This window comes from Bacteroidota bacterium (assembly GCA_016713765.1).
GTDB lineage: Bacteria > Bacteroidota > Bacteroidia > AKYH767-A > 2013-40CM-41-45 > Pollutiaquabacter > Pollutiaquabacter aromativorans.
The window spans coordinates 549,988-571,618 of sequence record JADJON010000001.1; the positions used below are offsets into that span (position 1 = coordinate 549,988).

Sequence of the window (21,631 nt, forward strand, 5' to 3'; positions counted from 1 at the left end):
ATAACGCCTTTGGCGTAATACCGATGCAACTTTGTGCCATTGTTAAACAAAAAAATAAAACAACATGACACATACTTATCAAATTACAGGAATGACCTGCGGCAGTTGCGAAGCCAAAGTAAAAAGTGCTTTACTCACATTGCCCGATGTAACCAATGTAGAAGTTACAAGAACCTCAGCAACCATTTCAATGGACAAACACATTGCTTTATCAGAACTGCAAAAAGCAATTGGAGCAAAAGGCAACTACACTATTTCAGCAGAACATCACAGCGAAGCGGCTGAACAAACCAAGTCATGGTTCGCCATTTACAAACCAATTCTTTTAATCTTCGCTTACATCACCGTTGTTTCTTTCATCGCTTCATTTCACAATGGAGCAATTCACGCCATGCACTTCATGCAGATTTTTATGGCGGGGTTCTTTCTCACTTTTTCATTTTTCAAAATGCTCAATCTATCGGGCTTTGCCGAAAGTTATGTCATGTATGATGTAATTGCCAAACGAATTCCCATTTGGGCTTACCTCTATGCCTTTATTGAACTCGCTTTAGGAATTGCTTATGCTGTCAACTTCAATCCGCTGATTACAAATGCCACAACATTTATTGTAATGTCGGTAAGCATCATTGGTGTTTTGCAAAGCGTGTTGAACAAAAAGAAAATTCAATGCGCTTGTTTGGGAGCAGTTTTCAATTTACCCATGAGCACTGTTACTATTATTGAAGATGCGCTGATGATTGCTATGTCGGGCATCATGTTAATTCAAATAATCTGACATGACCAACATAAAATAATCAACCTATGCAACAGCATCACCATCATCCGCAGGGCCAGCATAAGCATGACCACCATCATGCCGAAGAACTTCATGTTTCAAATCATCCATCAAGCGGACACGACAAACATGCCGGGCATAATGTTTCTGATTTTTGGAAAAGGTTTATTGTATGCTCTATAATATCTATCCCTATGCTTGCCCTTTCGCACATGATACAACTGTGGTTTGGGTTTGAATTAGCTTTTATAGGAGATAAATATGTATTGGCAGCACTCTCCACTTTCATTTTTGTTTATGGTGTATTTCCTTTTCTGAAAGGTTTGTATGACGAAGTAAAAGACAAAGCAATTGGAATGATGACGCTGATTGGCGTAGCCATTTCTGTTGCCTGGGCTTATAGTGTTGCCATCACTTTCGGGTTGAAGGGCATGGATTTTTATTGGGAAATGGCAACGCTGATAGACATCATGCTCATTGGACATTACTTTGAAATGAAATCAGTAATGGGCGCTTCTCGCTCTTTGGAATTGTTAGTCAGAATGATGCCATCAACGGCTCACCATGTAGTGAACGGTGCAATTCATGATATGCCTGTTAGCGAATTGAAAATTGAAGATGTAGTATTGGTAAAGCCGGGCGAAAAAATTCCGGTTGATGGAATTGTAATAGAAGGAGAAAGCTATGTGGACGAGAGTATGCTCACAGGCGAAAGCAAGCCTGTAAAAAAAGAAAAGAACAGTAAAGTAATTGGCGGTGCAGTTAACGACAATGGTTCACTCACTATAAAAGTAGTAAGCACAGGCAAAGACAGCTATCTGAACAAAGTTGTGAAGCTGGTTGAAGATGCACAAAAGGTGAAATCAAAAACTCAAAATTTTGCCGACCGTGCAGCAAAGGTGTTGACATTTATTGCTTTAGGCGGTGGTGTCATTACGCTTGCTGTTTGGTTACTATTAGGTTTTCCATTTGTGTTTGCCTTGGAGAGAATGGTAACAGTAATGGTTATTTCTTGTCCTCATGCGTTAGGATTAGCCGTTCCTTTAGTAGTAGCTATTTCAACATCTATTTCCGCACAGAAAGGTTTGCTCATTCGCAACAGAACCGTTTTTGAAAATGCACGGCTGATTACAACCATCATCTTTGACAAAACCGGAACACTTACTAAAGGTTCACATGAGTTACAGGAAATAAAAGTGTTGAATACAAATTTTGATGATAAGGAATTACTTCGGCTTGCATCAGGCATTGAACAGCATTCCGAGCATTATATCGCAGCAGGTTTGTTGAGGAAGGTTAAAGAATTGAACATCGCAATTCCCAAATCTGAAAACTTCAATTATCTCCCCGGCAAAGGATTAGAAGGGATTGTTGAAGGAAGTAACATCAAAGTAGTTGGTCCGAATTACTTGAAAGAAAACAATATCAGCATAACTGAAACTAACGATGATTTTACAGGAACAGTTGTTTATGTTCTGATTGATAAAAACGTTGCAGGATATTTTACCTTCTCTGACCAGATAAGAGAAAGCTCCTTTGAAGCTATTCAAATACTGAAAGATGCAGGAATTAAAAACTTGCTGCTTACAGGCGACAATGAAAAAGTAGCAAAGAGAGTAAGGGATGAATTGAATATGGATGGCTTTTTAGCCAACGTATTGCCGCACGACAAGTTAGAAAAAGTAAAAGAGCTTCAGGGAAAAGGTGAGTATGTTGCCATGACAGGCGATGGTGTAAATGATGCGCCTGCATTGGCTCAGGCGGATGTGGGCATTGCTGTTGGTTCGGGAACGGATGTGGCAGCGGAAACAGCCGACATCATATTGGTAAACTCAGACCCGAAAGACATTGCCAACCTGATTTTGTTTGGTAAAGCCACCTACAATAAAATGATACAAAACCTTTGGTGGGCTGCGGGTTATAACATTATCGCCATTCCTTTAGCAGCAGGTGTTTTGTATCAATGGAACATAATGTTAAGTCCGGCAGTAGGGGCTGTGCTGATGAGTTTAAGCACTATAGTAGTTGCCATAAATGCACAACTTTTAAAAGCAAAATTCAGATGATAGAAAGAATAATCTCTTGGTCAACGCATAACCGCTTCTTTGTATGGCTCGGCATTTTACTGATTGTCGTTGGAGGCGTTTGGTCTGTAATGAATACTCCTGTGGATGCCATTCCCGATTTATCCGAAAATCAGGTGATTGTTTACACCGAATGGATGGGGCGCAATCCGCAAATCATGGAAGACCAAATCACCTATCCTTTAGTTTCCAACCTGCAGGGCATTCCCAATGTAAAAGTTATTCGTGCCGCTTCCATGTTCGGCATGAGTTTCATCTTCGTCATTTTTAATGATGATGCTGAAATTTATTGGGCGCGAACCCGCGTGTTGGAGCGTTTGAACTTCGCACAAAAAGCATTGCCGCAGGGTGTAACGCCAACTTTAGGTCCCGATGGAACAGGTGTTGGTCATGTATTCTGGTATTCGCTGCAAGGCGATGGTTATGATTTAGGCGAGTTGCGAGCCGTGCAGGACTGGTATGTAAAATTCGCTTTGCAGAATGTAGAGGGCGTGAGTGAAGTGGCATCCTTCGGAGGTTTCCAAAAGCAGTATCAGGTCAGCATCAATCCCAATAAATTGATTTACTACAACATTTCGGCTATGGATGTAGCCAATGCCCTTAAAGCCAACAACCGCGATGTGGGTGGAAGCATTTACGAAATGAACCGCATGGGTTACATGCTCAGGGGCTTGGGCTATATCAAAGACATTCAGGATATAGAAGAAATTGCTGTTGGCTCCAATAAAAATATCCCCATAAAACTGAAAGATGTTGCCGATGTGCAAATGAGCAGCGACATCCGTTTGGGTATTGTGGATGAAAACGGAGAAGGTGAAGTTGTCGGAGGTGTGGTAGTTGCCCGTTACGGTGAAAATGCCAAAGAGGTAATTGACAATGTAAAAGCAAAATTGGGTGAAGTGGAAAAAGGATTACCCCCCGGAGTAAAAATAAAAATCGCTTACGACCGCAGCGATTTGATTGAAGCAGCCGTTGCCACCCTGAAAGAAGCATTGATTGAAGAAATAATTGTAGTGTCCTTAGTGGTATTGCTTTTTCTTTTTCATATCCGAAGTGCGGTGGTCGCCATCATCACCATTCCACTTTCAGTGCTAATCGGCTTTATCGTAATCAAATTGTTTGGCATCTCACTCAACATCATGTCGCTTGGTGGTATTGCCCTTGCCATTGGCGATTTGGTCGATGCGGGAATTGTCATGACAGAGAATGCTTACAAAAGTTTGGTGAACGCAGTTTTAAAAACAGACGAATAATGGAAAAGCAAAGAGTAGGTAATACAAAAGAACTCAGCGAAGAAGAACGTATTACAATTATTGAACGTTCATCACGCACCGTTGGACGGGCAGTATATTTTTCCATCCTCGTTACGCTCATTTCATTCGCGCCCATTTTGTTTTTGGAAGGGCAGGAAAAGAAATTATTCGCTCCCTTAGTTTGGACAAAAACATTCACCATGATTGGCTCTGCCATTGTTGCCCTTTTCATTGTGCCCATGTTGCTGCGCTCATTGATGAAAGGAAAGCTCATTCCCGAAAGCAGAAATCCGGTTGCCAATTTCTTTATAAAAATATACAGCCCCGTTTTGCGCCTTTGCCAGCGTTGGAAAAAAACAGTCATTGCCGTTTCCGTTCTAATCGTGTTGGGCAGTATTCCTTTTGTTCTCCGTTTGGGTTCTGAGTTTATGCCACCCTTAGATGAAGGTTCATTGTTGTTCATGCCTGTTACCCTACCGGATGTGTCAAACAATGAAGCCAAACGTATTTTACAGGTGCAGGACAAACTCATAATGTCTGTTCCCGAAGTGGAAAATGTATTGGGTAAAGCAGGAAGGGCATACACCGCTACCGATAACGCGCCCATGAGCATGATTGAAAGTATCATTCTCTTAAAACCAAAAGCACAATGGCGGGAAGGTATGACCACCGAAAAATTAATTACTGAACTAAACGATAAAGTGCAGATACCCGGTGTTACAAGCGGATGGACACAGCCCATCATAAACCGCATCAACATGCTTTCAACCGGAGTGCGGACGGACATTGGCATAAAAATTTACGGACAGGAGTTAGATACCATTTACAACATTGCCCGTCAGGTAGAGAAATCACTACAAGGCATTGAAGGTTTAGCCGATTTATATGTAGAGCAGCTTACCGGAGGAAAATATCTTGATATAAAAATTAAGCGCGAAGAAATTGCCCGTTACAATCTTTCTGTTGAGGAGGTGAACATGCTCATTGAAATGGCTTTGGGCGGAATGCCTTTAACACAAACGGTGGAAGGTCGCCAGCGTTTTAGTGTGTCCATGCGTTTGGCGCAGGATTTCAGGAAAGACATTTCCGAAATAAAACGCACTCCCATTCAAACAGCAGGTTACGGTGTTGTTCCACTTTCATCTGTTGCCGATATTGAGATTAACGAAGGTCCGCCAATGATAAATTCCGAAAACGCCATGTTGCGCGGAACGGTATTATTTAATGTGCGGGGCAGGGATATGGGCAGTGTGGTGAGCGATGCTAAAAAGAAAATTGAAGAAGATTTTAAGCAACTGCCTAAGGGTTATTACATCAACTGGAGCGGGCAATACGAAAGTAAAGTCCGCGCAGAAAACCGTTTGAAAATCATTATCCCTATCACACTTCTAATCATTGCTTTCGTTCTCTATTTCACTTTTCATTCTGCACGGGAAATGCTCATTGTGCTTTCCAGTATTCCCATTGCTTTAATTGGTGGCGTGTATTCCATTTATTTTTTTGAAGTGAATTTTTCGGTTGCGGTAGCAGTGGGTTTCATTGCACTCTTTGGCATTGCGGTAGAAACAGGCGTGTTGATGTTGGTGTATATGAACGAAGCCATACATCAGGCAGTGGACAGAAACAAAAGCGCGGCAATCACTAATGAAGCAATAAAGAATGCGGTTTTTTCAGGTGCAGTCATGCGCGTTCGCCCAAAGCTAATGACCGTAATGGCAGACATGATTGGGCTATTACCAATTCTGTTGGCAACAGGTGTAGGTAGCGATGTGATGAAACCGATTACTATTCCTTTTGTATTCGGGCTGATTACATCCACCCTTTTTGTATTGATAGTGCTGCCTGTTGTGTATCAATTAGTAAAGGAATATGAGTTAAAGAAACATGGTAAAGTGGAATACTTGGAAATTAAAGATTAATGGAAAGAAAGCAACATCATGCACACCCAATAAATAAACTTTTCGCTGAACTGAAAAGCGATAAGGAAAAAGGACTTTCAAATACGGAAGCCGAAAAACGACTTGTTGAATTTGGCGGCAATATCATTCAATCCGAAAAAGGAAAACATCCTTTGAAAATAGTATTGGCACAGTTCAAAAACCTGATGGTTTACCTGTTGCTTTTCGCTGCTGCAATGTCTTTTTGGTTTCAGGAATACTTAGATGCCATTGCAATTCTGTTGGTAATCCTTATCAATGCGGTTATTGGCTTTTGGATGGAGCTACAAGCGCAACGCTCCATGAATGCGCTTCGTAAATTAGCAAGCGTTCCTGCTAAAGTTTTCAGAGATGGGAAACTCATTGAAATATCATCAGAAGAAGTAGTTCCGGGCGATGTTTTGTTTTTGGAAGCAGGAGATATGATTACTGCCGATGCACGAATTATTCAGGCAACACAGCTTTCAGTAAACGAGGCATCGCTTACCGGAGAAGCCATGCCCGTTGAAAAACAAGACAATGAATTGCAAGAAGAAACTCCACTTGCAGAACGCTCCAATATGTTGCATAAAGGAACTTATGTTACTAATGGAAATGCCAAAGCATTGGTAACAGCAACGGGCATGCAAACGGAACTTGGGAAAATAGCCCATTTGGTAAAATCAGCCGGGCAATCAGCCACACCGCTTGAACAAAAATTAAAGGTATTCAGCCACAAACTTATTTACATCACAGTGGCTTTGGTAGTATTGATTTTTGTAGTGGGGCTTTTTACGCATGGTGATTATGTGGAAATGCTTGAAACCGCCATCGCACTTGCGGTAGCTGCTATTCCCGAAGGTTTGCCCATTGTAGCAACATTAGCATTGGCACAGGGCATGATGAAAATGGCAAAGCACAAAGTAATTGTAAAAAAACTGGCTGCCGTTGAAACGCTTGGCGGAACTACTGTTATCTGCACTGATAAAACTGGAACGCTTACACAAAACAAAATTGAAGTATCAGATGTAGTTCCAACGGATACCCATTCAGAAGAAAACAAAAAACTTTTGTTACACATAGGAGTTCTTTGCAACACAGCAAGCATTGAAGCCAACAATAACGGGTTCAAAGAAATTGGCGACCCATTAGAAACTGGCTTATTGAAATATGCCTACAAACAAAATATCATCAAGCGCAATTTAGAACAACAATTCCAGAAACTGAATGAAGCACCGTTTTCATCCGAAACAAAAATGATGGCAACGTTGCATAAAACACAAAATGGGTTTATTGTATTTGCCAAAGGCGCTACCGAAGAATTACTCAATTCCTCCTCTCATATTTTCAGCAATAGCGGAAATGTTGAATTGACCGAACAAGTCAAAAAAGAATGGAAAGAAAGAGCATATCAGCTCTCAGCATCCGGTTTACGCATTATTGCAGGAACATACAAAGAAACAGAAGATGAAAGTGCTCCATTACTTGACAACCTCACATTTGCGGGTTTGTATTGCATGATTGACCCTCCCGCAGAAGATGTATTTCAGGCAATTCAGGAAGCCAAAGAAGCAGGAATTAAAGTAGTGATGATTACAGGCGACCACCCTGCCACAGCTAACTACATTGCTAATGAATTAAAAATTGCTTCCGTTGCCGAAACTCCGCTCACGGGAAAAGAAATGCAACCCTATGAACAATTATCTAACTCCGATAAAAACCTATGGGCAAACACTTCTGTTTTCGCACGGGTTACACCTGCTCAAAAATTAGATTTAGTAGCAGTATTGCAGGAAAAAGGCAATATCGTTGGCATGACGGGCGATGGTGTAAACGATGCTCCCGCGCTGAAAAAAGCGGACATAGGCATTGCTATGGGGCAACGGGGAACACAAGTGGCACAGGAAGTTGCCGACATGGTATTGAAAGACGATGCCTTTTCATCCATTGTGCATGCCATTAAACAAGGACGGATTATTTTCAAAAACATACAAGAGTTTGTTATTTACTTGCTTTCCTGCAACATGAGCGAGTTGTTGGTAGTTTCCCTTGCCGCTTTATCTAATCTGCATTTTCAACTGTTGCCTCTGCAAATTCTGTTCATCAATTTGGTAACCGATGTATTACCTGCTCTTGCATTGGGCGTTAGCGAAGGAAATCCTTATGTAATGAAACACAAGCCCCGAAATCCTGCCGAACCCTTGTTGAAAACAAAACAATGGTATGCCGTATGGTTCTACGCAGCAGTAATTTCCGTTTGCACTTTGGGAGCAGTATTCATCAGTCATTTATTTATTCATACCGGAACTGGGTTTGACCCGCAACAATGCAACAACATTTTGTTTTTCACACTCATTTTCTGCCAGTTGTTTCATGTGTTCAACATGGCTTCTGTTAATGTTTCCTTCTTTAAATCAGAAGTATTCAGAAACAAATTTGTTTGGTATGCACTTATTGCCTGCCTATTAATTATTGGTTTCGCCTTTTTTATTCCATCGGTGCGCACTGCTTTAAATATTCAACCGCTCACAGCAGCAGATTGGCTGGTGGTTTTGGCTTCATCTCTTTTTTCCTTATTGGTTATTCAATTATTAAAACGCACAAACATTATTCACGATGAAGACTAACGTTGAAAATATAAACATCACCAAAGCATCAGGGCTTAAAGTTCCTTTTAATAAAGGAAAGTAAAAAAAACTCTGTTGCGTTCCGGTGCAAATTCAGCGCAAGCCGATGAAGTGGTATCGGAAGTAATGGAAATGCTCGTTGAAGGGATGTCCACCCGCAAAATTTACAAAACAGCATTTCGCTTACTGAGAAATGTTTCCCGCCCAATGGCTGCAAGGTATAAACTGAAACACGCTATCATGGAATTAGGTCCTTCCGGTTTTCCTTTTGAACAATTTGTTGGCGAACTTTTAAACTACAAAGGTTACAAAACACAAGTTGGGGTAATCATAAAAGGGCATTGTGTAAACCATGAGGTGGATGTAATCGCAGAAAAAGACCACCACCATTTTATGATAGAATGTAAATTCCACAACCGTCAGGGCTATGTGTGCGATGTAAAAATTCCACTCTACATACAATCACGTTTTTTAGATGTAGAAACTTCATGGAGAAAATTAGACGGTCATGCTGAAAAATTTCATCAGGGATGGGTAGTTACCAATACGCGATTTTCTGACGATGCTGCTCAATACGGCAAGTGCATGAATTTGAACTTGGTAAGTTGGGATTACCCCCAAAACAACGGGTTGAAAGACTGGATTGACGGTTCAGGGCTACATCCAGTTACCTGCCTTACCACCCTTACGCAAAAAGAGAAACAAATGCTATTGGATAAGAAAATAGTCTTGTGCAAAACCATACATCATAATCATTCCGCCCTGCAAAGCATCGGTATAAAATCGCCACGCCTGGAAAAAGTGATGGAGGAGTGTGAGGCATTATGTAATGAATTTACCCTTTCATAAAAATAAATGACATGAATAATAAAATTCAAATCCATTTCCTCGGAGCAGCCGGAACAGTAACCGGCTCCAAGCATCTTATATCCGCTTTTGGCAAAAATATTTTAATTGACTGCGGGTTATTTCAGGGCTTAAAAGAGTTGCGGCTGCTGAACTGGAAACCGCTTGCATTTCCGGCAAAAAAAATAGATGTGGTATTGCTCACTCATGGACATTTAGACCACACAGGTTATTTGCCGCGATTAGTAAAAGAAGGATTTTCCGGTGCAATTATTGGCACATCTCCAACCTTGCAAATAGCCGAAATCATTTTAAAAGACAGCGCAAAAATTCAGGAAGAAGATGCCATACGAGCCAATAAGCATCACTACTCTATACACAGCCCCGCATTGCCTTTGTATAACCTTGATGATGTGGAGAAAACGCTCCCCTTTTTTCAAGGAGCATCATTAAACGAGTGGACAAATATTGATGAGAATATACGTTATCGTTTCCGATACAACGGGCATATTCTGGGAGCTACATTTATTGAACTTCAAGTTGGCAAAAAGACATTGGTTTTTTCCGGTGATATAGGAAGGATTAACGACCCCTTGCTTTTCCCGCCTGAAAAACCCGAAAAAGCGGATATTCTTTTCATTGAAGCTACTTATGGCAATCGTATTCACCCTTCACGCACTGCTCAAGATACTTTGGGAGAAGTGATTAACAACTGTATTTCCCGAAAGGGCACCATCATTATTCCCAGTTTTTCGGTAGAGAGAACCCAGTTGCTCATGTATCTTTTCTGGCAATTAAAAAAAACAGGAAGAATTCCCCGTATTCCAATTTACATGGATAGCCCGATGGGAAGGAATGTGTTGGAAGTATTTCATAAGAATACTGAATGGCATAAGCTGTCATTGGATGAATGTGCCGAAATGTGTGATGAAATAAAGCGCGTGAAGTCAGTAGATGAAACCTTCGCCCTTGCAGAGAATACAGAACCCAAAATTATCATTGCGGGTAGCGGCATGGCGGCTGGAGGAAGGGTGCTGACCTATTTTACCAAATATTTAGGCGATAGAAATGCAACCATTCTTTTAGTCGGCTTTCAGGCGGAAGGAACACGGGGCAGGGCATTGCTGGAAGGCGCAAAAGAAATAAAACTCTATGGCAAATATTTTAAAGTAAACGCCCACGTTGAAAACATTGAAGGGCTGTCTGGTCATGCCGACCAAAACGAACTAATCAGTTGGTTGAGCAACATCAAACAATCTCCTGAAAATATTTTCATTGTCCATGCCGAAAAAGAAGGTGCAGAAGCGTTACGCTTAAAAATTAACGACATCTATCAGTGGCAAGTTGATATTCCTCGGCTGAACGACACGCTTGAAATTGAACTCAACTAAAAACATTTCAGAGGATGCTTAAACACAAAGAAATCATAACTAACTGGTGTGTCATTACCGGAGGACCTTGCACAGGCAAAACAACCGTAGTTGAACTGCTTGCCCAAAGGGGTTACAAAACTACTATTGAACATGCCCGGCATTACATTGACACTCAAAAAAATCAGGGTAGAACAGTTGAAGAAATAAGGGAAAATAAAAAGGAGTTTCAGTTAGGTGTTCTCAATATGCAGATTGAGGAAGAAGGAACATTAGATGTAAATGAATTGGTGTTTTTAGACCGTGCTTTGCCCGATGCAATGGCTTATTATCAATTTCTGGAATTGGAATATGACACTCGGTTAATTGAACAATGCAATAAATACTGTTATAAAAAAGTATTCATTTTAGACCGACTTCCCTTGGTAAACGATTACGCCCGAAGGGAAGATGAAGCAGAGCAAATACGAATTCATAATCTTATTATCAGCGTTTACGAAACATATCCTTGCCCGATTGTGCATGTGCCGGTTTTACCGCCAAATGAACGGGTTGATTTTATACTAAAAAACATTTAATACTATGAACCGTGTTAACAAAACCATATTCATTTTCGGGTTGTATTCCCTTCTTATTGGAGTGGTGCTGCTTTTTATCCCGCACCTGATTTTACCTTTATTCAACCTTCCCTTGTCGGGAGAGCCGTGGTTAAACCTACTGGGCTTTGTGCTGATGTGTTCTTCCTACTATTACTTGCGTTCAGCATTTTCCGGAGATATTCAATTTGCAAAATACACTATTCATACCCGTTTAACTGCCCCGCTTGTAGTTGCTTTTCTTATAGCAACAGGTAAAGCAGATTGGCATTTCTTATCATTTGGAATAATTGATGGTTTAGGTGGAATATGGACATGGTATGAAGTCAAAAACAAAAAAGAACAAAAAAGAACAGAGCCATGAAAAATACACTTCTTACGATAGCCCTTTTGTTCTGTCTGTTCAGCATTCAGGCACAAGACACCACCTACATTTCGTTGGATAAATTACTGCAACAAGTTGAAACCAATTATCCCTCTATCATTCAGTATCAATACAACATTCAATCCATACAGGCAAAGGCAGACGGAGCAAAATCATGGATGCCCCCTACATTTTCAACAGGCATCATGCGTTTTCCTTACAATGTCACCATGATAAAGGATAAGAACGACCCCATGAACCAGGCGGGTATTGCTTTCTCCTTAGAGCAGATGATACCTAACCAAAGTAAGCTTAACGCAAAAAAAAGTTACATCAGTTCGTTGGCTGAAATTGAGAAAAGCAAAAGCGAATGGACAAAAAACGAGTTGAGGCGCGAAGCAAAAATTCTATACTACAATCGTTTTGTAACAGAAAAGAAACAACTCGTTTTAAAAGAAAGCGAAGAAATACTACAACTGCTCATCACTACATCCGAAGAAAAATTCAGCAACAACCAATCGCAACTGCAAACCATTTACAAAGCCAAAGCCCGTTTAGCCGAACTCAACAACATGTTGTTGATGCTCAACGGCTTTATCGCAGAAAGCAACATCGGTTTAAACATCCTCATGGTGCGTGATGTAAATACATCATTCCGAATTGACACGCTTGTTGTTCCGAAAAATTATTCAATCAATCTTGCCGACACGAGCAGCGTTTCCAACCGCAGTGACATTACAGCCCTCAACAAATACATTCAATCCATGAAGTTGGAACAGAAAGTAATGAAAATTGGAAACCGTCCTGATTTTGGAGTTCGGGCAGAACACATGCAAATGTTTGGTATGCCCAATCAATGGTCGGTTATGGGAATGATGACAATCCCTATCGTGCCTTGGTCTTCAAAAATGTATCGTTCCGAAACAAAATCCATTGGTTTTCAAATTCAGTCAATGGAACTGGAAAAACAAACAATGGAACTGATGGCAAAAAGAATGTTGTCAGATAAACTCACTATGCTCAGTTACGAAAACGCGCAATATCAGAGCTACACTAAAAACATTATTCCCGCCTATGAAAAAAACCTGCAAGCCAACATCCTTGCTTACAAGCAAAACACTGGCGATTATTTTGTGCTGTTGGATGCATGGGAAATGTTGCTGATGAAAAAATTGGAAGCGTATGACAAACTGTTTAACATCTTAAAATTAGAAGCAGAATATGAGTATGAGAAGGAAATTAAATAGCATCGGCATCTTTGGTCTGTTGCTATTCTTTTTGGTGCTGTCCTCTTGTAACAACAAGCACGAAGAGCATCAACAATCAAACGGGCATGAAAATCACAGCGGCACAGTTTACACTTGCCCCATGCACCCCGAAATTGTAAGCGACAAACCCGGCAACTGCCCTATCTGCAAAATGAAATTAGAACCTGTGGCAAATGAAAGTTTGCCGCAAATCATTTCGCCAAACCAACAGGTTTTATCATCACAGGCAACCGTAAAACTGCAAGCAGGTAACAATGGTAATACGCTGAAAGCAGAGGGCTTTATTGTTCCCGCACAAAACCGCAATCAATCTGTTGCCGCTCGTTTTGGTGGAAGAATTGAAAAACTCCATGTCAAATTCAGCAATCAATATGTAAAGCAGGGCGACAAAATCATGGACTTATACAGTCCTTCGCTTCGCACCATTCAGGAAGAACATCTTTTTCTATTCAATTCAACCACCGAAAATTCTTTGCTGGAAAAATCAAGAGAAAAACTTCGCTTGTTAGGCATTTCCGAAAATCAAATTACTCAGTTGGAAAAAAACGGAACAGTGACTTTGACTGTTTCAGTTTTCAGCCCTGCAAACGGCTATGCGTTTTTCAATACACAGTCAGCACAGGAAAATACAACAGCAAAAAACACATCACCAATGAACGCCATGAGTATGTCGCAAAGCACAAATAATGAAAGTTCTTATGCTGCATCCGCTTCACAAATTCGTGAGGGCATGTATGTAAACGAAGGGCAAACACTTTTCAGCGTAAACGACTTGCAGGAAGTCTGGGCGTTGGTTTCTATTTCAAATCAGTATGTAAGTCAAATTCACGAAAACCAAAGCGTTGAAATTATTACAGAAAACAACCCTTCAAAAACACTGAAGGGAAAAGTTGCATTGATTGAACAAACCTTTGAAGAAGCTAATCAGCGTTTTGCAAGAGCGAGAATAGTATTGCCGAATGCAAATAACATCTTAAAAATAAATTCCCTTGTTACTGCACAGTTCGCTTTAACTGGAAATAAGAATTTACAAGTCCCTGCATCGGCAGTTTGCAAAACAGGATTAAATGCTTATGTGTGGGTAAAAACCGACACCACAAAAAATGGCACGGGAATATTTCAGATGCGAAAAGTTATTGTAGGTGCAAGCAACAACGGAATGCTCAGTATTACAAGCGGTCTTTCATCCGATGAAGAAATTGCAAAAGAAGCTGGCTTAATGATTGACAGCGAAACATTTTTAAATGGAAACTAACATGAAGCAGATATTAATTTCAACCATCCTGTTTTCAATTCTTATTGTTTCGGGTTGCAAAAACGGACACGAAAATCATCAGGCAATATCCGGCAGTTATTACACTTGCCCCATGCACCCAAGCGTAGTAAGCAGCACACCGGGCTCATGCCCCGTATGCAATATGTCTTTAATCAAGGTAGAGAAAAATGAAAACGAACATGCGGGGCATCAAGGCAATTTCATCACCATTGACAAACGCAAACAGGAATTGGCGGGAATTAAAACAGACACAGTTAAATTAAGAAACATCACTTCTGCATCAACCATTATAGGAACAGTAGCCATTGATGACGAACAGGTAAAAACCATCAGCAGCCGCGCAAAAGGCAGGATTGATAAACTGTTCATAAAAAACACAGGCGCATTTATCAAAAGCGGTGAGCCGCTTTACAGCATTTACAGCGAACAACTGCAAGCCGATGAAAAAGAATATCTCTCCCTGTTTGAAAAATCTAAAACAGTTAATGCCACAACGCAACTCACCAAAGAATTAGCAGGAGCAGCAAAAAACAAATTGCTTTTGTGGGGCTTATCCGAAAAACAGATTTTTGATTTGGAAAAGTCGGGCAATGCAAGTCCTTTGATTACTTTCTATTCACCCGAAGCGGGATATGTAACTGAAGTGAACATTACCGAAGGTATGTATGTGCAAGAGGGCAGCTCACTATTAAAAATCACTTCACTCAATCAGGTTTGGGTAGAAGCGCAACTCTATTCCAATGAAGTTTCGGGAATTGCGGAAAATAAATCCTTTAAGGTTTTCAGCGAAAGCAACCCCGAACAAATTTATACGGGCAAATTGGCTTACAGCAATCCGGTAATTGAAGAAGGTAAAAGAATTTATCTGCTCAAAATAAGGGTAAACAATCCGAAAGGAAATCTAATCCCCGGAACATTGGTTTCTGTTGTTCCTGAAAAATCTTCTGCCAGTGTTTTGGCAGTTCCGAAATCTTCCGTGCTGTTGGAAAAAATGAAAACAGTTTGGGTATTGGCGCATGAAAACACATTTGAGCAGCGCATGGTGGTAACAGGCGCAGAAAATAAATACTGGATTGAAATTACATCAGGTTTAAAACAGGGCGATGTGGTTGTTACCGAAGGCGCATACTTAATCAGCAGTGAATTTATCCTCAAAAGCGGAGCAGGTCAAAGACATGAACATTAAGACAATAACCGAACTAACCAAAGTTGCCATCACGCTTGACAATGTTGGCATGACAATTTAAACTTTTCGTTTCCTGACTTTCACTTTTTGTAACACACTTTTCAATTCATCCATGTTAATCCGTATATCTCCTCTGATAAACAACAAAATACAGGCAACGCAAAAAAAATACACTCTTGCAAGTCGCGCAAGCCAAACCGCAGACCAAAACTTGCAAGAGAGTATTTTCTTCTGCCGCCCAATAAAAGACTTCAATTATTTTCTCCCTCTCTTCTAAAAAAAATACTCCACCCGCCCCCTAACCCGATAATTTCCCTTTTCTTTCCAGTGTCCTTCGCAGACAATTTAGTGCTAAACCGACACGACAAACCATTGGACAAACAGCAGGGCATCCGGTAACAAGGGCTTAAAGAAATGGCGGGTGCAGTCGTTAATCAAACATCAGTGCATTTACATACATTTGTCGTGGGCTGACAGTTTGTTGCATCTAACCCGCCACTTCTTTAAGCCCCGAAACGTTTTACGAAACGGCAGGACACGCCAAGCTTCGATTCGAGATTCCTGACAAGCCCGCGGAATAGTTTCCGAGCGAGAAGTTGATTTAGTTGAATCGCTTAGAGCGCCACATACTTCACCGGATCCAGCGCGGTGCCGTTGAACCAGAGCTCGAAGTGGAGGTGCGGACCGGAGCTGAGTTCGCCGGAGTTGCCGATGATGGCGATGGCATCGCCGGCTTTGACGTAGTCGCCGACTTTTTTCAACAAGGCGCTGTTGTGCTTGTAAAAACTGAAAAGGTTGTTGCTGTGCTGGATGCCGATCACCCAACCGGTCTCGGAGGTGAAGTTCGCGATCACGACCGTACCGTCGAGTGTCGCTTTGATGGGTTCGTTCGGGTTGGAGACAATGTCGATGCCGTAGTGCCGGCGCACCGCGTCGAAACGATTGGTGAGGGTTCCTTTCAGCGGAGGGAAAAACAGGAAGCCTCGGATGCTGTTGGACATCGAACCGGCGTCGTCGATGGCAAGCGAGAATAGATCCTGTGCTTCGAACTCCTTGCGCAAGACCGAGTCCTCCGGCGATTTTCGTAACTGCCGGATCGTGTCGTAGCGCTGCAATTGCTCCGGCTTCAGGATCACCGAGTCGGCAGGAATTTCCCCGTTGATGATCCGGCGGAGGTTCTCCAGATAAATGTCGCGGGCGGTCAGCGCCAGTTGCATGGAATCGGCTTTCTGCAAGAGGCTAATGACCCGTCGTTGCGTCTTCACGTCGGCGTAGCCGGGGATGTATTCGCGTAATCCGGTGAACGCGATGATGAAGGTGGTGATCGTGATGAGCAAGATGATGCTCAGCCCCGTCGTTACAAATACATTCAACGGCCGGAGCCGGAACGAGGCCTTCTCCTCCAGCGTATCCTCGTTCATGATGACCAGCCGGAAGCGGGACTTGAGGCGGGTGAGGAGTTTGCGGGCCATGAAGGAGGGGCGAGGGACGAGGGACGAGGGACGAAGAGCGAGACCGAGACCGAGACCGAGACCGAGACCGAGACCGAGACCGAGACCGAGACCGAGGAAAACGGGCTGCAAGTTAGTTAATGGATAATTTTATAATGCTTTCTCCAGAACCCACTTTCGACCTGGTCATACTTTCGATAATTTCCACGTGTCAGTGCCTGAAATAGGTTGACCATAAAATCGACCAAATCATGGCAACCAGAAAGGATTACGAATTAAGCCTGGAGCAGCGCTCTCAGCGGACGTTTAGTGAGAATTTTAAGCGAAAGAAGGTTCAGGAGCTAGAAACCGGCCTTACCGGGATGTGACCTAAGTAACAGTATCAGGTGTCCGGGACCTCGATTTATCGCTGGATCGCTAAATTTGGGAGTATGGCAAAGAAGAAAGAGGCTGATCGTAGAGGGTGAAAGCGACACGCGCAAGCTCCTGGAACTTCAGAAAGATCGCTGAGTTGGAACGAAAATTAGGTCAAAAGCAGATCAATTGGAGTTCAAGGACAAGATGATCGAGATAGCAGAAGAAATGTACCGGGTTGACATAAAAAAAGCTAGGCTCGCAACTATCCGATACTTTGGTTCCGGCGAGAACGGCTAAGCTGTAGTTTGAACTACTTCTATCAAAGTATCGGCATCAGCAAGAGGCCGTACACAAGCTCATAGACGTTTACATGAGGAATCAGGACCAGCAAGAGCAATTGCTCCGGTTGTATACCAGGTCAGGAAGGATCACCGACCATGGGGATGCGGGATATGTACTACAAGATCCTTCCTTCTCATATGGGCAGAGACAAGTTCGAGCACTTGTGTAAAGTGCAGGGGGTGTGGAGTGTAGCGCACTCCATCGTACGACCGATAGCAGGGGGTGATCCGATTCGCCAACTTACTTGAGGGAATGACGGTTACCGGAATCGATCAGGTGTGGCAAAGTGATATCACTTACTTGGAAGTGAATGGCGGTTTTACTACCTCACCTTCATTGTAGACGCCTTCTCCCGCAGGATTGTCGGTCACCAGGCGTCAGCGAACCTGCACACCGTTGATACCACCTTGCCAGCATTACGCATGGCTGTAAAGACGCGAGGAGACTCTATACGATCAGGGCTTATCATGCATTCGGATGGCGGGGGCCAGTATTACGCCAAGGATTTTTTAGACTATACGAGCCAACTGAAGATGCAGATAGTATGTGCGTATGCCTGGAGAATGGAAAAGCTGACGAATCAATGGCGGATAAAGAACAACTACTTACGGCACCGAACATCACATTTTGAAATCTGGAGGGAGGTGACGGGCGGTGGCACTCTACAATCAGGAAAAGCCTCATAAAGCGTTAAAGAGAAATCACCCACAACCTTTGAGTTAGAATGGGTAAAATTGCAGCAGCAACCAGTACCGAAATGACAGCGTCATAGGGCAATACCAGATTTACCGGGGCATCGAGCCCCGTGTAAATCTGAGCAACCAGACCTCAGAATCCAGCTGTATTAATGGCAAATAACAATCAAACGAGTTACTAAAAACGGTCAACCCTAGTTAGGCATTGACAACGCACCACGCACCACGCACCACGCACCACGCACCACGCACCACGCACCACGCCCCTCGTCCCTCGCCCCCCGTCCCTCGCCCCCCGTCCCTCGCCCCCCCGTCCCTCGTTTCCCCTTCCGTCCCTTCAAAATATTTTCGCAAATTTGCAGTTATCACCTCTTCCATGTCCCGCGTTTTTCGTGCGTTTTCCGGCCAATGGGCCTTTTTAGGCCTTTTCGGGGTCTTTATGATGGCGTCCTGCTCCCAGACCAAGGACACGTTCATCAACCGCACCTTTCATAATCTGTCGGGTCACTACAACGGCTACTATAATGCCGGGGTGAAGCTGCTGGAGGGAACCGACCGATTGGCGGAGCAGCACGAAGATCATTACGATCGCACCCTGCGGGTTTATCGCTATGCCAATGCGGAAAAGGCGAAGTCGATCTATCCCCAAATGGACGATGTGATCAAGCGTACCGGTACGGTCATTTCGCGCCACACCATCTACGACAAAAACGGCAACGAGAAACCGAACTCCGAACACTGGATCGACGACAACTGGCTGCTTTACGGCAAGGCCTTATTCTTCAAGCACGAATACTTCGCCGCGATGGAGGCGTTCAACTACGTCGAGGTTACTTACAAGAAGGAAACGACCCGTCACCTGGCTTCGCTGTGGATCGCGAAGACGTACCTGGAACTTACGCAGCTCAACGAAGCGGAAAACAAACTCGACTATGTCCGCAACCAGAGTGATTTTCCGAAAAAGAATCGTTGGGAACTGGAAGCCACCTTTGCCGACTACTACGTGCAGGTGCGCAACAACCCCAAAGCCATCGAGCACTTGACCCGTGCAGCGGAACTCGCGCCGCGGCGCGACGACCGCATTCGCTTCCTGTTCATCCTTGGGCAGATGCAACAGGCGGAGGAGAAATTCTCTCTGGCATTCGATACCTATTCGCGGGTTATCAAGATGAACCCGCCGTACGAGATGGGTTTCAACGCCCGTATCAACCGTGCCCGTTGTTACGAGGCCGGCGGTAAAGGCAGCGACGAGGTGCGCAACGAACTCGCGAAGTTGCAGAAGGATCCGAAGAACAAGGATTTCCTCGACCAGATCTATTACGCGCTGGCCGGCCTGGAGAAGAAGTCGGGCAACGAGCCGGGTGAGATCGAATACCTGAACAAATCGGTTCAGGCCAGCACGACCAACAAGAATCAAAAAGCGCTTTCCTACCTCGAACTAGCGAAAATCGCTTTCATCAAACCGGACTATCGACTGGCCAAAGGATACTACGACAGTACTATCGCCAACTTGTCCAACGACCACCCGGATTATACCGAAGTCCTCCAACGCCGGAACAGTCTTACCCGTTTGGTACGTTACCTGAACATCATCCAGAACGAAGACAGTTTGCAGTCGCTCGCCCAGATGACACCGGAACAGCGCGCCAAGCTGGTCGATGACCAGATCCGAAAGGAAGAAGAGGAGAAAGCGCGGCAGAAGGAAGAGGAGCAGTCCAACCAGATCTTCCAGCCGGGCAACAACCAGCAACAAACCAATCAATTCAACAAGGAAGGCGGCTCGAACTGGTATTTCTACAATCAGCAAGCGACCGCGTTCGGCTTTAACGAGTTCACCCGCCGCTGGGGAAACCGTAAGCTCGAAGACAACTGGAGGCGTAGTTCCCGCGAGCAGGTGTTCCAGGCTACGGAAGAAAAAGAAGACACCCTGGTTACGGAAGCCAAGGAGATCGCGGATCCGAAAGCCGCTGCCGAAGCCAAGAAGAAGGCGATGCTCGACGCGATCCCCGCCACGCCGGAGGCGATCGAGAAGTCGACCAACAAGATCATCGACGCCTATTACAACGCGGCCATGATCTACCGTGAACAACTGAAGGACAATTCGTCTGCGGCGGAGATGTTCGAGGAGTTGTTGCGCCGCTTCCCGGAGAACAAGTTCAAGCTGCAGTCGATGTACCAGTTGTACCGGCTGTACGCGCAACTGGGCAACCCGACGAAGTCGGAGTATTACAAGAACATCATCCTCAACCAGTATGGAGATACCGAGTACGCGGAGATCATCCGGAATCCGAACTACGGACAGGATATGGCCACCCGTAAGAGCCAGTTGGAATTGTTCTACGAGGAGACGTACCGCAAATACCTGAACGGCGAATACACGGCCGTGATACAACGTCGTTCACAGGCCGAGACCATGTTTCCGCAAAACGCGTTCATGCCGAAGTTCGACCTGCTCAAGGCGATGAGCATCGGCAAGACGCAGACGCGCAATAACTTCGAAGCGTCTTTGCAGGATGTTGTGCGTACCTGGGCGGATGATCCGGTGCGGGAAGCGGCGCAGGATATGCTCGACTACCTTCAACAGCAGGGTGGGGGCGCGGCACCAGCCGTAGATACCGCGCGTTCAACCCCCGTGGAGCAACCGGCTGCCACGGCACGCAACTACAGTTATTTCCCTGATACGACGCACTACGTGATCGTGGTCTTCCAGGCGATCGGCGGAGCACTCGATGCGAACCGGTTCAAGACCAAGCTGTCGAACTTCAACACCGCGAATTTCGGCTCAAAGGGGTTGCAGACGCAGGACCTCATGCTCGACCATCGCATGAAACTTGTCGTGATCAAGAATTTCGCGAACAAAGCCGAAGCGATGGCCTACTTCAGCGCACTGTACGACAACGACGAGGTGTACGGTGTAGTCGATGTCAGCGGTTACCAGCAATACGCGGTATCCATCAACAACTTCCCCGAGATCATCCGGCAGAAAAAGCTGGATGAGTACGAGGACTTCTTCCGGTCGTTTTACCGGTGAAGAGTAGAAAGTTTCGAGTTTCCGGTTTCGGGTTTCCGGTTGGTTTAATGGTTGATGATTGAAAGTTGAAAGCTGATAGAATCACGTTTCAGATACCCATTCAACGCGAAACGCGAAACCCGAAACTCGAAACCGCGAACTTATTCACCCTTGCGCCGCATTGCCGGTCGTCCTATATTTGCTGCGGTTTT

The 21,631-nt window shown here is 43.9% G+C and carries 14 protein-coding genes and 1 pseudogene; 14 read left to right on the plus strand and 1 reads right to left on the minus strand.

Annotation, left to right across the window (positions count from 1 at the left end; all coding sequences use genetic code 11):
- Window positions 1-64: 64 nt before the first annotated feature.
- The 12 genes and pseudogenes from IPJ96_02200 (at window position 65) to IPJ96_02255 (ending at window position 15,564) form a co-directional block, all read left to right on the plus strand.
- Complete coding sequence (locus tag IPJ96_02200) at window positions 65-778, plus strand: cation transporter (protein ID MBK7909160.1); 714 nt, start codon at window positions 65-67, stop codon at window positions 776-778.
- 26 nt (window positions 779-804) lie between these two features.
- Complete coding sequence (cadA, locus tag IPJ96_02205) at window positions 805-2,844, plus strand: cadmium-translocating P-type ATPase (protein MBK7909161.1); 2,040 nt, start codon at window positions 805-807, stop codon at window positions 2,842-2,844.
- Window positions 2,841-4,115 carry an efflux RND transporter permease subunit gene (locus tag IPJ96_02210; GenBank protein MBK7909162.1) on the plus strand — a complete coding sequence of 425 codons (1,275 nt, stop codon included), beginning with the start codon at window positions 2,841-2,843 and terminating at the stop codon, window positions 4,113-4,115. Before cadA ends, IPJ96_02210 begins: the two co-directional genes overlap by 4 nt.
- Window positions 4,115-6,034 (plus strand): efflux RND transporter permease subunit, encoded by a 1,920-nt coding sequence (locus IPJ96_02215; protein MBK7909163.1) that lies wholly within the window; start codon window positions 4,115-4,117, stop codon window positions 6,032-6,034. The genes IPJ96_02210 and IPJ96_02215 overlap by 1 nt, the downstream gene beginning before the upstream one ends.
- Window positions 6,034-8,658: a cation-translocating P-type ATPase gene (locus tag IPJ96_02220; GenBank protein ID MBK7909164.1), complete on the plus strand. Its 2,625-nt coding sequence runs from the start codon at window positions 6,034-6,036 to the stop codon at window positions 8,656-8,658. Before IPJ96_02215 ends, IPJ96_02220 begins: the two co-directional genes overlap by 1 nt.
- Window positions 8,648-9,507 (plus strand): annotated as a pseudogene (locus IPJ96_02225) (restriction endonuclease). Before IPJ96_02220 ends, IPJ96_02225 begins: the two are co-directional and overlap by 11 nt.
- A gap of 11 nt (window positions 9,508-9,518) precedes the next feature.
- Entirely contained in the window at window positions 9,519-10,895 is a 1,377-nt protein-coding gene (locus IPJ96_02230; GenBank protein MBK7909165.1) for an MBL fold metallo-hydrolase, read from the plus strand.
- A 14-nt stretch (window positions 10,896-10,909) separates the two neighbouring features.
- The gene (locus IPJ96_02235; GenBank protein MBK7909166.1) at window positions 10,910-11,452 is read left to right on the plus strand and encodes an ATP-binding protein; all 543 of its coding nucleotides are present in this window, start codon (window positions 10,910-10,912) and stop codon (window positions 11,450-11,452) included.
- 4 nt (window positions 11,453-11,456) lie between these two features.
- Entirely contained in the window at window positions 11,457-11,834 is a 378-nt protein-coding gene (locus IPJ96_02240; protein ID MBK7909167.1) for a hypothetical protein, read from the plus strand.
- On the plus strand, window positions 11,831-13,081 hold the full coding sequence (locus IPJ96_02245; protein MBK7909168.1) for a TolC family protein: 1,251 nt from the start codon (window positions 11,831-11,833) through the stop codon (window positions 13,079-13,081). Before IPJ96_02240 ends, IPJ96_02245 begins: the two co-directional genes overlap by 4 nt.
- Entirely contained in the window at window positions 13,062-14,357 is a 1,296-nt protein-coding gene (locus tag IPJ96_02250) for an efflux RND transporter periplasmic adaptor subunit (GenBank protein ID MBK7909169.1), read from the plus strand. Before IPJ96_02245 ends, IPJ96_02250 begins: the two co-directional genes overlap by 20 nt.
- Before the next feature lies 1 nt (window position 14,358).
- Entirely contained in the window at window positions 14,359-15,564 is a 1,206-nt protein-coding gene (locus IPJ96_02255; protein ID MBK7909170.1) for an efflux RND transporter periplasmic adaptor subunit, read from the plus strand.
- Window positions 15,565-16,178: 614 nt separating this feature from the next.
- Here the strand turns inward: IPJ96_02255 and IPJ96_02260 are convergent.
- A complete protein-coding gene (locus tag IPJ96_02260) occupies window positions 16,179-17,147 on the minus strand; it encodes a M23 family metallopeptidase (GenBank protein ID MBK7909171.1) in 969 nt (322 codons plus the stop codon).
- Window positions 17,148-18,049: 902 nt separating this feature from the next.
- Between IPJ96_02260 and IPJ96_02265 the strand changes: the two genes are divergently transcribed.
- Together IPJ96_02265 and IPJ96_02270 are read left to right on the plus strand one after the other, a co-directional pair.
- Window positions 18,050-18,400, plus strand: coding sequence for a hypothetical protein (locus IPJ96_02265; GenBank protein MBK7909172.1), 351 nt, complete (start codon window positions 18,050-18,052; stop codon window positions 18,398-18,400).
- Between the two features lie 385 nt (window positions 18,401-18,785).
- Window positions 18,786-21,440 carry a hypothetical protein gene (locus IPJ96_02270; protein MBK7909173.1) on the plus strand — a complete coding sequence of 885 codons (2,655 nt, stop codon included), beginning with the start codon at window positions 18,786-18,788 and terminating at the stop codon, window positions 21,438-21,440.
- Window positions 21,441-21,631: the final 191 nt, after the last annotated feature.